Source organism: Microbacterium yannicii (assembly GCF_024055635.1).
GTDB lineage: Bacteria > Actinomycetota > Actinomycetes > Actinomycetales > Microbacteriaceae > Microbacterium > Microbacterium yannicii.
Window position 1 is genome coordinate 303,661 of sequence record NZ_JAMXMB010000006.1, and the last position, 11,356, is coordinate 315,016.

Sequence of the window (11,356 nt, forward strand, 5' to 3'; positions counted from 1 at the left end):
GGCCGGCTGTCAGGCGGTCTGCAGCGTCTCCAGAACATCCTCGATGTCGTCGACGAACGCGTTGTAGCCCGCGATCGTCGCCGCCACCTGCTCGTCGGTGAAGTCGCTGCGGTCCTGGCGGATGGTGAGCACGGTGCCGTCGCCGATCTCTTCGAGATCGAACAGCACGGGCAGGCCGGTGTCGTCGCCGGGCTGGTCGGTCAGCGTCATCGCGAGGTGCGAGGGCGGATCGACGACCTGGTACTCCCCCGCCCAGTCGATCCGGTTGCCGTCGGGCAGCAGCATGACCGCGCGGAAGGCGCCGCCGGGGCGCACCTCCATCGTCAGGCTGTCCTGTGGCACCTCGACGGCTGCCGTGCCGAACCACACGGCGAAGTGCTCGGGCTTGGTGAGCGCCTCGAACACCAGTTCGCGGGGTGCTCGCAGGGCGCGCGTCACGGTGAAGTACTCAGTCATGGTCGTTCTCCTTCTCGAGGGGTGCGGCGGCGCCGCCTGTCGGTGCTCCCAGCTGCTGCAGGGCGTTGAGGTACTGGTCGAGTGCGCCGAGACTGTCGTCCCAGAACTGCGCGTAGCCGCCGATCCAATCGGATGCCGCGGCCAGGGGTCGCGCGTCGAGCCGAGCGGGCCGGAACTGGGCGTTGCGGCCCCGCGTGACCAGCCCCGCCCCTTCGAGGACCCGCAGGTGCTTGGACACCGCGGCGAACGTCATGTCGAAGGGCTCGGCCAGCTGTCCCACCGTCGCCTCCCCCTCGCTGAGCCGCGCGAGGATCGCGCGCCGCGTGGGATCGGCAAGGGCGGAGAACGTCAGGCTCAGTGCGTCTGTCATGTCTCCTCCGTGTTCAACCGTTTAGTACAATACCGTCGAGTTGAATAAGCGTCAAGCGTCTGTCGGAAGTGGGGGCTACCGTGAGCGGCATGCCTCGTGTGATCTTCTACACCGCCACGACACTGAACGGTTTCCTCGCAGACGATGACGACTCGCTCGAGTGGCTCTTCGCCGCGCCGGGTGGAGAGGGCGGTGACGACGACTTCCAGCGTTTCCTGTCCGGGATCGGGGTGCTGGTGCAGGGCTCGTCGACGTATCGCTGGGTGCTGGAGCACGAAGACCTCGTGGCGCATCCCGAGAAGTGGCCGTCGTACTACGGCAGTCGTCCGACATGGGTGTTCTCGCACAAGAAGCAGCCCGTGGTGCCGGGCGTCGACATCCGGTTCGCAGCCGGAGACGTCCGCGATGTCTGGCCGCAGATCAGCGAGTCGGCGGGCGACGGTGACGTCTGGGTGGTCGGCGGCGGCGATCTCGCCGGTCAATTCGCCGACGCCGGCCTCCTGGACGAGATCCGGGTGTCCGTCGCGCCCGCGACGCTGTCGTCGGGCAAGCCACTCCTCCCCCGCAACCTCGGTCCAGACCGCCTCGAATTGACCGCGGCGCGCCAGGCCGGTGCGTTCGCCGAGCTCACCTACGCGGTTCGCGGCGGCGCGGCGTGATGAGAAGTCGGCTCGGCGCTGGTCAGCGCGGCGCGGGAGAGACGTCGCTCCACTGACCGAACTTCGGCTCGCGACCGTCGCCCGACGAGGTGCCGGTGAGGCGCCGGCGCACCCAAGGTCCGACATGTTCCCGGTAGTAGGCCGCACCGCGCGCGCCCATCGGGGGCAGCGGGGGCAGCGACCACCAGTCCGGCGGCGGCTCCACGCCGAGCGCGTCGAGCACGCGCGCAGCGACGCGGTGATGACCGCGGGAGTTCATGTGCAGACGGTCCTCCGACCAGTAGGGCGGGGTCGCGAGCTCCTCGTCGAACCAGTTGTACGCCTGCACGACGTCGGTGCGCGCAGCGAGGCGCGACTCCACGGCGTAGGAGAGGAGGTCGCCGCGTCGCTGGATGACGCGTCGCAGCGGCAGCTGCGCTGTGGGGTTCGCGCCCGACAGCACGATGAGGCGCACGCCCTCTTCGTCGCAGCGACGCAGCACCGTCTCGAAGGCGGCGAGGACGTGCGCGACGCTCGTGCGCGGACGGAGCATGTCGTTGCCGCCACCGTTGAACGACAGGTGGGTCGGCTTCAGGGCCAGCGCCGGCTCGAGCTGCTGTTCGACGATGGGCCAGACCAGCTTGCCGCGGATCGCGAGGTTGGCGTATTCGATCGGCGCGCCCAGGGCATCCGCCCAGCCCTGCGCGACGAGATCGGCCCAGCCGCGCACGTGCCCGTCAGGGAGCTCGTCGCCCACGCCCTCGGTGAAGGAGTCGCCGATCGCGACGTACCGAACAGATGCCACGGGCTCCAGCCTACGACCGCTCCCGGGAGCGTCCTGCCACGGTCACCGGTCGTCGAGCGCCGCGCCGCGGCGGTCGACGAGCCCCCAGGCGGCGGCGGCAGCGATGGCGAAGAACACGGCGAAGACCACGAACAGCACCGGCGCGCCGCCCGCGAGCAGCAGTGCGGGCACGACCAACGGCGCGACGATCGAGGCGATGCGTCCGACACCCGCTGCCCATCCGGTGCCGGTCGCACGCAGTGAGGTCGGGTACATCTCGGGGCTGACGGCGTACAGCGCGCCCCACGCCCCGAGGTTGAAGAACGACAGGGCCATGCCTGCCGCGATGATCGCGCCCGGCCCGGCGGCGGTGCCGAAGAAGACCGCCGACACGGCAGAGCCGACCAGGAAGACCGAGAGCGTCAGCCGGCGGCCCCACACCTCGATCAGCCACGCGGCGACGGCGTAGCCCGGCAGCTGAGCGAGCGTGATCACCAGGGTGAAACCGAACGAGCGCACCAGGTCGTACCCCTGGGCCACGAGGATCGACGGGATCCAGATGAATGCGCCGTAGTACGAGAAGTTGACGCAGAACCACACGAGCCAGAGGCATGCCGTCCGCACGCGGAACTCCCGCGCCCAGAGCGCGCCCAGGCGCTGGCCGAGCGATGTCGCCGCGGCGGGCGGCACGTCGGCGCGCTCCGGCGCCGAGGCCGCCGCGGACGATCCTGCCGACTCCTCGAACGTGCGGACGACGGCCTCGGCCTCGCCGAAGCGGCCCCGTCGCTCCAGCCAACGGGCGGACTCGGGCAGTCCCCACCGCACGATGAGCGCATAGGCGGCCGGGATGGCCCCGAGCGCGAAGGCCCACCGCCAGCCGCTCTCGGACGCCGGGATCACGAAGTAGCCGATCAGTGCGGCGAGCGTCCAGCCGACCGCCCAGAACGCCTCGAGGATCACGATGAGCCGGCCGCGGATGCGCGCGGGGGCGAACTCGCTGACGTAGGTGCTCGCGACCGGCAACTCGGCACCCAGCCCGAGTCCGACCAGGAAGCGCAGCACCAGGAGGGCCGCCAGCCCGCCCACCAGCGCGCTCGCGCCCGTCGCCACGCCGTACAGCAGGAGCGTGAGGGCGAAGACCTGGCGCCGCCCGAAGCGATCGGCCAGGAGTCCGCCGACACTCGCGCCGACGGCCATGCCGACGAAGCCGATAGACGCGATCCACGCCGTCTCGCTCGGCGCCAGGTCCCATTGCGCGGCCAGGGCGGCGATCACGAACGAGATCAGACCGACGTCCATCGCGTCCAACGCCCAGCCGAGCCCCGAACCGGTGAGCACGCGCAGGTGCATGCGGGTGAACGGCAGTCGGTCGAGGCGCTCTGAGAGCGTCGACGCGCGGGTTGCGGCATCCGTCATAGCGTCATGCTACGGATGCCGGAGCCGCCGCGGGCGCTACGACAGCATGTCGCGGACGCGCGGGGCCACCTCGGTGCCGAAGAGCTCGATGGAGCGGAGCATCTTCTCGTGCGAGAGCGTGCCGGTGGAGAACTTCATGTCGAAGCGCGAGGCACCCAGCGTCCGGATCGTGTCGGCGATCTTGCGGGCGACCGTCTCCGGCGAGCCGACGTACAGTGCACCCTCGGGGCCGACGTCATGCTGGAAGCGGAGCCGGTTGTAGGTCGGCCAGCCCCGCTCGCGGCCGATGGAGTTGTTCATCGCCTCGAAGCCCTCGTAGGCCTCGTCCCACGCCTGCTGGTCGGTCTCGGCGACATGTCCCGGCGAGTGGACGCCGACGGGCAGCTGCGGCTGGTCGAAGGTGTCGAGCGAGCGGCGGTAGAGGTCGGCGAAAGGCCGGAAGCGTGCGGACGGACCGCCGATGATGGCGAGCATGAGCCCGTAGCCGTATCGCGCGGCGCGCACCGCCGACTCCGGTGTGCCCCCGACGCCGACCCACGCGCGCAGCCCGTTCTCGGTCTTCGGGAAGACGTCGGCGGCGTCGAGAGAGGCGCGCATCGTGCCGCTCCACGTCACCGGCTTCTCGGTGAGCAGTTGTGAGAAGAGATCGAGCTTCTCGTCGAAGAGCGCCTCGTAGTCGCGCAGCTCGTACCCGAACAGCGGGAAGGATTCGATGAACGACCCGCGCCCGAGGATGACCTCGGCGCGACCGTTCGACACCGCATCGAGCGTCGAGAATCGCTCGAATACGCGCACCGGATCATCGCTCGAAAGCACGGTGACCGCGGTTCCCAGATGGATCCGCTCCGTGCGCGCGGCGGCCGCAGCCAGCACGATCTCGGGGCTCGAGACCGCGAACTCGCGCCGGTGGTGCTCCCCCACGCCGAAGAACGACAGTCCGACGCGGTCGGCGAGCACCGCCTGGTCGACGACATTGCGGATGGTCTGCGCGCCGCTGACCAGCTCTCCGTCGGCGTCGCGGGTCAGATCGCCGAACGTGTCGAGGCCGAGTTCGAGAGTGGCGGGGTCGATCGAGGTCATGGCGTGCTCCTTCTATTCACTCGCATGAACCTGTTCGGCGGTCAGGGCATTCCCCAGACGCAGGCACGACGCGAGCGTAGCGTGGAGGGATGGCCCTGTTCGCAGATCGCCGGGCCGCCGGGCGGGAGCTCGCGGCGGCGCTCCAGGAGTGGCGGGGGACGGATGCCGTCGTCCTGGGCATCGCTCGCGGCGGCGTGGTGGTCGCCGCTGCGGTGGCCGACGCGCTCGGTCTGGAGCTCGATGCGGTGGTGGTGCGCAAACTCGGGGCGGCCGGCCACGAGGAGTTCGCCGTCGGTGCGATCGCCGACGGCGTGCGCATCGTGACGCCCGACGCACTGCGCTGGGCAGGGATGTCGTCGAAGGACCTGGAGCGCGTCGAAGCGGTGGAGCGTGACGAACTCGCGCGGAGGATGGAGGCGTACGGTTCGCGGGGACGGGAGGTCACCGGGCGCACGGCGCTCGTCGTGGACGACGGCGTCGCGACCGGCGCCAGCGCCGTGGCGGCGTGCCGGGCGGTGCGGGCGCGGGAGCCGGAGCGCGTCGTGCTGGCTGTGCCGGTCGCGCCGGAGAGGTTCGCCCCGCCGCCGGACGCCGTCGACGACTTCGTGTGCCCGCACCGGGAGTCGGACTTCTGGGCGGTCGGCGAGTACTACGACGACTTCCGGCAGACGAGCGACGCCGAGGTCATGGCGCTGCTCGGTGGCGCTCCGACAGGCTCAGCGACCGAGAACGGTCGTTGAGCGAGGGAGCGCCAACGACCGAGACGAAACGCATCGGGCCGACGGGCTGCGCCGGGTGCAGGGCGTTTCGTCTCGCTCGTTCCTCGCTCGCTCAACGACCGGACTGTCAGCGCGAGAGCGCCATGCGGAGCGTGTCGAGTCCGACGCCTCCGATGTCGAGGGCGCGCTTGTGGAACTGCTTGATCGAGAAGGCGTCGCCCTCGCGTTCGGCGACCTCGTCGCGCAGCTGCTCCCAGATGCGCTGGCCGACCTTGTACGACGGGGCCTGTCCGGGCCAGCCGAGGTAGCGGTTGACCTCGAACTTCACGAACTCGTCGGGCATATTGACGTTGCGCAGCATGAAGTCGAGCGCGAAGTCGGCGTCCCAGGGCCCCTGGCCGTCGGGTCGCTGCTTGCCGAGGTGCACGCCGATGTCGAGCACGACGCGCGCGGCGCGCATGCGCTGACCGTCCAGCATCCCGAGCTGGTCAGCAGGATCGGAGAGGTAGCCGAGCTGCTCCATGAGGCGCTCGGCGTACAGTGCCCAGCCTTCCGCGTGACCCGAGGTGCCACCGAGCAGGCGACGGTACGTGTTCAGCTGCGCGCGGTTGTACACGGCCTGGGCGATCTGCAGGTGGTGGCCCGGGACGCCCTCGTGGTACACCGTGGTGAGCTCGCGCCAGGTGTCGAACTCCTCGACGCCCTCGGGCACCGACCACCACATGCGGCCGGGGCGGGAGAAGTCGTCGGTCGGGCCGGTGTAGTAGATCCCGCCCTCCTTGGTGGGTGCGATCATGCACTCGAGCTTGCGGATGGGCTCAGCGATGTCGAAGTGCGTCTTGCCGAGCTCGGCGACCGCACGGTCGCTCGTCTCCTGCATCCACTTCTGGAGCGCGTCGGTGCCATACAGCTTGCGACTGGTGTCCTGCTCCAGGAACGCGACGGCCTCTTCGACCGAGGCGCCGGCCTTGATCTCGTTCGCGATCGACTCCTGCTCCGCCACCATGCGAGCGAGCTCTTCGACGCCCCAGTCGTAGGTCTCGTCCAGGTCGATCGTGGCACCGAGGAATCGCCGCGAGTGCAGTGCGTACAGCTCGCGGCCGACCGCGTCCTCCTCGCTCGCGGCGGGCGCGAGCTCGCCGGTGAGGAACGAAGCGAGCTCGTCGTAGGCGACGCGCGCCGCGTTGGCGTTGTCGGAGAGGTCGCGAGCGAGCGACGCCGGGAGCTGGCCCTCCTCGGGCGCGGCTTCCGCGGCGAACGTCGCGAAGAAGCCTCCGTCCGCCGTGTAGCGGGCGATCTGCGTCGCGACTTCGGTCACCTGGCGACGAGCGGGGACGACGCCCTGCGAGATGCCCTCACGCAGCGTTGCGACGTAGCCGTCGATCGCACCCGACACGGCGCCGAGGCGGGTGGCGATGACCGACCAGTCGTCGTTGGTCGCCGTCGGCATCAGATCGAAGGCCGAGCGGATGTCCTGTGCGTGCGAGGCGATGACGTTGATGTCGCGCAGATGCCACTTCGCATCGTGCAGGTCCAGGGCGAGGCGGATCTCGCGCGAGACGTCGTCCTTCGTCACGACGTCGACATCGTCGGCCGTCTCGGCGGCCTCGAGGGCGGCGAGCGTCTTGCGGCCCTCGTCGGCGAGCGCCTCCTGGCCGGCGGGGCTGTAGTCGCCGAACCGGTCGTTGTACTCGGACCGGCCGATGTACGTCGCGAGCGTCGGCTCGAGTTCGGCGAGGGTGTCGACCCACGCATCTGCGATCTTGTCGATCTGCGTGGGCGTGCGGGTTTCGTCTGTCATGGATCCGAGCCTAGGCATGAGACGCGGTGCCGACAAACGAGGTGCCCGGTTCCGCGGGCGACCGGCGAGCCCGTGTGATCAGTGCCCGGCCGCGTTCCAGTCGTCGCCGCGGCCGATCTGCACGTCGAGGGGCACCGTGAGCTGCGCGGCACCGCCCATGCGGGTGCGGACGACGTGCTCCGCGGCATCCCACTCCCCCGGTGCCACTTCGATGACGAGCTCGTCGTGGATCTGCAGCAGCACCCGGGAGTGCAGCTGCTGGGCGGCGAAGTCGTCGTGGATGTGGAACAGCGCGATCTTCATGATGTCGGCGGCGCTGCCCTGGATGGGAGCGTTGAGCGCGGCACGCTCGGCGTTCTCGCGCAGCACGCGGTTCGGGCTGGCCAGATCGGGGAACGGGCGGCGGCGGCCGAAGATCGTCTCGGTGTAGCCGTCGATACGCGCCTGCTCCACCGACGAGCGGAGGTAGTCGCGTACGGCGCCGAAGCGGGCGAAGTACTCCATCATGAGCTGCTTCGCCTCCGCCTGGTCGATGCGCAGCTGCTTGGAGAGCCCGAACGCCGACAGCCCGTAGACGAGCCCGTACGACATGGCCTTGACCTTCGTGCGCATCGCGGGGGTGACGTCTTCCGGAGCGACTCCGAACACCCGCGACCCGACGAAGCGGTGCGTGTCCTCGCCGGAGTTGAACGCCTCGATCAGCCCGGGGTCCTCCGACAGGTGCGCCATGATGCGCATCTCGATCTGCGAGTAGTCGGCGGTGAGCAGCGTCTCGTAGCCCTCGCCCACCATGAACGCGGAGCGGATGCGGCGGCTCTCCTCTGTGCGGATGGGGATGTTCTGCAGGTTCGGATCGGTGCTCGACAGACGCCCGGTCTGGCTGCCGGTCTGCACGTAGGTGGTGTGGATGCGACCGTCGGCGCCGCTCGTGCGGTCGCCGCCGATGGCGCTGTCGAGGGACTCGATGATCTGACGCAGCTTGGTCGCCTCGCGGTGCTGGAGCAGCAGGTCGAGGAACGGATGCGGGTTGGACTCCTGCAGATCGGCGAGAACTGCCGCATCCGTCGAGTAGCCGGTCTTGGTCTTGCGCGTCTTGGGCAGCTGCAGCTCTTCGAACAGCACCTCCTGCAGCTGCTTCGGCGAGCCGAGGTTCACCTCGCGGCCGATCGCCGTGTACGCCGCTTGCGCCAGCGCGTCCGCGCGGATGCCGAGCTCTCCGGAGAACTGCGACAGCCGCTCGTGCGAGACCGCGACGCCGGCGAGCTCCATGTCGGCGAGGGTGTGCAGCGTCGGCAGCTCGATGTCGGTGAGGACGGTCGCGACGCTCGTGGGCAGCTCCGCCCTGACGGCAGCGACGACCCGCATGAGGTACCACGACAGCTGGCCGGTGGTGGCGCCCTCCGTCTCGGGCACGAGCTGCGTGGGATCGGCCTCGGGCAGCTTCTCGTCCAGGTAGCGGTCGACCAGATCGGCCAGCGTCTTGTCGGGAAAGCTCGGACGCAGCAGCCAGCCGGCGATGATCACGTCGAACGCCAGCCCGCCCACGCGCAGGCCGGCGCGACGCAGCGCCTTCACCTGCGGCTTCGCGTCGGCGAACGCCTTCGGCGCGTCGGAGGCGAGCCACGGCTCGAGTGCGGCGGCGAGCTCGGGAGTCCAGGATGCCTCGGCCGCGGCTGCGCCGGTCGCCACGCCGATGCGCGCGGGCAGCCCGCCTTCGACCGCGATCGTCACGCCGAGCTCACCGGTGTGCTCCTCGACCCAGGCCGCGAACTCCGCCGGGGGCAGCTCCGCGGCGACCGGCGCGAGCTCTGCGGCGGCGGAGCTGACGGCGGCCATCTGCTGCTCGATCCCCGCGAGCTCGGCGACGCGCGGGATCAGGGTCTTGAACTCGAGGCGCGAGAAGATGTCGCGCACAGCCTGCGCGTCCATCGGCTGGACTTCGAGGTCGTCGGGTCCGAGCGGCAGCTCGACGTCCGTCATCAGACGGTTCAGGCGACGGTTGCGGCGGACGTCCTCGACGTGGTCGCGCAGGTTGCCGCCGACGACGCCCTTGATGGTGTCCGCCCCCTCGAGGAGCGCATCGAGCGAGCCGAACTGGTTCAGCCACTTCACTGCCGTCTTCTCCCCGACCTTCGGGACTCCCGGCAGGTTGTCGCTCGTCTCGCCGACGAGCGCTGCCACATCGGGGTACATCTCGGGCGGCACGCCGTAGCGCTCCATGACCGCGGCGCGGTCGTAGCGCTTGAGCTGCGAGACGCCCTGCACGTTCGGATAGAGCAGGACGACGTCGTCGTTGACCAGCTGGATGGTGTCGCGGTCGCCCGAGCACACCAGCACCCGGAAACCCTGTTCGACGCCCTGCACGGCGAGCGTCGCGAGGATGTCGTCGGCCTCGATGTCTTCCTGCTGCAGCACCCGGATGCTCATGGCGGCGAGGCAGTCCTGCAGGAGCGGGATCTGCCCCTTGAACTCGGACGGCGTCTCGGAGCGGTTGGCCTTGTACTCGGTGTACTCGCGGGTGCGGAACGACTGGCGCGACGTGTCGAACGCCACGGCCAGGTGCGTCGGCTTCTCTGCCTTGATCAGGTTGATCAGCATCGCCAGGAACCCGTAGATCCCGTTGGTGTGCTGCCCGTCCTTCGTCGAGAAGTTGTCGACCGGGAGGGCGTAGAACGCCCGATATGCCAGCGAATGGCCGTCCACGACGAGAAGGGTAGGCTTTGCGGAGTCCGTCACCCTGTAAGCCTAGTCAGGGCCCACGACAGTCGATTTCCGCGTCGCAGCGCCCCACTGCCGCCCCGATCCGAAGGTGAGCCATGCCCGACCACTCCCCCGCGGCCGTCGACGGAATCGAGTGGGCGCTGGGCCGTGGCATCGGTGCGCTCGCCGAGAAGATGGGCTTCGAATGGCTCGAATTCACGCCCGATCGCGCCGTGGCCCGCATGCCGGTCGAGGGCAACACGCAGCCCGTCGGACTGTTCCACGGCGGCGCCTACGTGGTCCTCGGTGAATCGCTCGGTTCGATGCACGCGAACTTCCATGCCGGATCCGGCCGGCTCGCCGTCGGCGTCGACATCAATGCCACGCACACGCGTTCGGCGACCTCCGGCTACGTCACCGGCGTTTGCACGCCCATCCATCTCGGCCGGAGCCTCACCGTGCACGAGATCGTCGTGACCGATGATCAGGGCCGCCGCTGTTCGACGGTGCGCATCACGAACCACATCAAGGACCTGCCCGCGCAGGCATGAGAAGAGCGGATGCCGCGACCCGCGGCATCCGCTCTCAAGAAAGTGGCGTCAGCCCTTCTTGGGGGCCAGCTGCTCGATGATCGCCTTCGCGACATCCTGCATGGTGAGGCGGCGGTCCATCGAGGCCTTCTGGATCCAGCGGAACGCCTCGGGCTCGGAGAGGCCCATCTTCTCGTTGAGGAGGCCCTTCGCGCGGTCGACGAGCTTGCGGGTCTCGAAGCGCTCGACCATGTCGGCGACCTCGGCCTCGAGCGTGATGATCTGCTCGTACCGGGCGAGGGCGATCTCGATCGCCGGCAGCAGGTCGTTCGGGGTGAACGGCTTGACCACATAGGCGAGGGCGCCGGCCTCGCTCGCGCGCTCGACCAGCTCCTTCTGGCTGAAGGCGGTCAGCAGCACGACCGGGGCGATGTGGTTCTTGCTCAGCTTCTCGGCCGCCGAGATGCCGTCGAGCTGGGGCATCTTCACGTCCATGATCACGAGATCGGGACGCAGCTCGGTGGCCAGGGCCACCGCCGTCTCACCGTCTCCGGCCTCTCCCACGACGTCGAATCCGTTGTCGCGGAGGATCTCGACGATGTCGAGCCGGATGAGCGACTCGTCCTCCGCAACGACGACTCGACGGGGGGTGGATGCCGTCGATGCGGCGGTCTGCTCCTGCTCAGTCACCATTGAATCCTACGGTATGGTCGTTCGCGGACGCGCGGCATGCCGCGCGGGCCGGTGTGGCGGAATGGCAGACGCGACCGACTCAAACTCGGTTGCCCGCAAGGGCGTGTGGGTTCGACTCCCACCACCGGCACGAACAAACCATCCCGAAGAGCGGATGCCTCGATGAGAG

11 protein-coding genes and 1 tRNA gene are annotated in these 11,356 nt (G+C 69.5%); 4 read left to right on the forward strand and 8 right to left on the reverse strand.

The window, feature by feature from the left end; translation table 11 throughout:
* Positions 1-9: 9 nt before the first annotated feature.
* Both NCG93_RS03010 and NCG93_RS03015 read right to left on the reverse strand, forming a co-directional pair.
* A complete protein-coding gene (locus tag NCG93_RS03010; RefSeq protein WP_194415471.1) occupies positions 10-456 on the reverse strand; it encodes an SRPBCC family protein in 447 nt (148 codons plus the stop codon).
* Complete coding sequence (locus tag NCG93_RS03015) at positions 449-826, reverse strand: ArsR/SmtB family transcription factor (RefSeq protein ID WP_194415470.1); 378 nt, start codon at positions 824-826, stop codon at positions 449-451. Before NCG93_RS03015 ends, NCG93_RS03010 begins: the two co-directional genes overlap by 8 nt.
* Positions 827-915: 89 nt before the next feature.
* Here NCG93_RS03015 and NCG93_RS03020 point away from each other — a divergent pair, with 89 nt between their 5' ends.
* Entirely contained in the window at positions 916-1,485 is a 570-nt protein-coding gene (locus tag NCG93_RS03020) for a dihydrofolate reductase family protein (RefSeq protein WP_194415469.1), read from the forward strand.
* 22 nt (positions 1,486-1,507) lie between these two features.
* On the opposite strand, the gene NCG93_RS03025 is transcribed toward NCG93_RS03020, so the two are convergent.
* From NCG93_RS03025 to NCG93_RS03035, 3 genes are read right to left on the reverse strand one after another with little or no spacing between them, the layout of a single operon-like run.
* The gene (locus tag NCG93_RS03025) at positions 1,508-2,269 is read right to left on the reverse strand and encodes an SGNH/GDSL hydrolase family protein (protein ID WP_194415468.1); all 762 of its coding nucleotides are present in this window, start codon (positions 2,267-2,269) and stop codon (positions 1,508-1,510) included.
* Between the two features lie 42 nt (positions 2,270-2,311).
* A complete protein-coding gene (locus NCG93_RS03030; RefSeq protein ID WP_194415467.1) occupies positions 2,312-3,664 on the reverse strand; it encodes an MFS transporter in 1,353 nt (450 codons plus the stop codon).
* A 36-nt stretch (positions 3,665-3,700) separates the two neighbouring features.
* A complete protein-coding gene (locus tag NCG93_RS03035; protein ID WP_194415466.1) occupies positions 3,701-4,744 on the reverse strand; it encodes an LLM class flavin-dependent oxidoreductase in 1,044 nt (347 codons plus the stop codon).
* A gap of 89 nt (positions 4,745-4,833) precedes the next feature.
* Here NCG93_RS03035 and NCG93_RS03040 point away from each other — a divergent pair, with 89 nt between their 5' ends.
* Complete coding sequence (locus NCG93_RS03040) at positions 4,834-5,484, forward strand: phosphoribosyltransferase (RefSeq protein WP_194415465.1); 651 nt, start codon at positions 4,834-4,836, stop codon at positions 5,482-5,484.
* A gap of 106 nt (positions 5,485-5,590) precedes the next feature.
* On the opposite strand, the gene NCG93_RS03045 is transcribed toward NCG93_RS03040, so the two are convergent.
* Entirely contained in the window at positions 5,591-7,264 is a 1,674-nt protein-coding gene (locus NCG93_RS03045) for a DUF885 domain-containing protein (protein ID WP_194415464.1), read from the reverse strand.
* Between the two features lie 78 nt (positions 7,265-7,342).
* Positions 7,343-10,000 (reverse strand): DNA polymerase I, encoded by a 2,658-nt coding sequence (polA, locus tag NCG93_RS03050; RefSeq protein WP_194415463.1) that lies wholly within the window; start codon positions 9,998-10,000, stop codon positions 7,343-7,345.
* Positions 10,001-10,080: 80 nt separating this feature from the next.
* Between polA and NCG93_RS03055 the strand changes: the two genes are divergently transcribed.
* Complete coding sequence (locus tag NCG93_RS03055) at positions 10,081-10,515, forward strand: PaaI family thioesterase (protein ID WP_194415462.1); 435 nt, start codon at positions 10,081-10,083, stop codon at positions 10,513-10,515.
* A gap of 48 nt (positions 10,516-10,563) precedes the next feature.
* Here NCG93_RS03055 and NCG93_RS03060 read toward each other — a convergent pair whose 3' ends face one another.
* Complete coding sequence (locus tag NCG93_RS03060; RefSeq protein WP_109209425.1) at positions 10,564-11,187, reverse strand: ANTAR domain-containing response regulator; 624 nt, start codon at positions 11,185-11,187, stop codon at positions 10,564-10,566.
* Positions 11,188-11,234: 47 nt separating this feature from the next.
* Here NCG93_RS03060 and NCG93_RS03065 point away from each other — a divergent pair.
* Positions 11,235-11,317: transfer RNA gene (locus tag NCG93_RS03065), tRNA-Leu, on the forward strand.
* Positions 11,318-11,356 lie beyond the last annotated feature (39 nt).

Coding starts and splice junctions, on each gene's coding strand:
- NCG93_RS03035 (WP_194415466.1), bottom strand. CDS start 4,744: ATGACCTCGATCGACCCCGCCACTCTCGAACTCGGCCTCGACACGTTC.
- NCG93_RS03010 (WP_194415471.1), bottom strand. CDS start 456: ATGACTGAGTACTTCACCGTGACGCGCGCCCTGCGAGCACCCCGCGAA.
- NCG93_RS03020 (WP_194415469.1), top strand. CDS start 916: ATGCCTCGTGTGATCTTCTACACCGCCACGACACTGAACGGTTTCCTC.
- NCG93_RS03040 (WP_194415465.1), top strand. CDS start 4,834: ATGGCCCTGTTCGCAGATCGCCGGGCCGCCGGGCGGGAGCTCGCGGCG.
- NCG93_RS03030 (WP_194415467.1), bottom strand. CDS start 3,664: ATGACGGATGCCGCAACCCGCGCGTCGACGCTCTCAGAGCGCCTCGAC.
- NCG93_RS03060 (WP_109209425.1), bottom strand. CDS start 11,187: ATGGTGACTGAGCAGGAGCAGACCGCCGCATCGACGGCATCCACCCCC.
- NCG93_RS03015 (WP_194415470.1), bottom strand. CDS start 826: ATGACAGACGCACTGAGCCTGACGTTCTCCGCCCTTGCCGATCCCACG.
- NCG93_RS03055 (WP_194415462.1), top strand. CDS start 10,081: ATGCCCGACCACTCCCCCGCGGCCGTCGACGGAATCGAGTGGGCGCTG.
- NCG93_RS03045 (WP_194415464.1), bottom strand. CDS start 7,264: ATGACAGACGAAACCCGCACGCCCACGCAGATCGACAAGATCGCAGAT.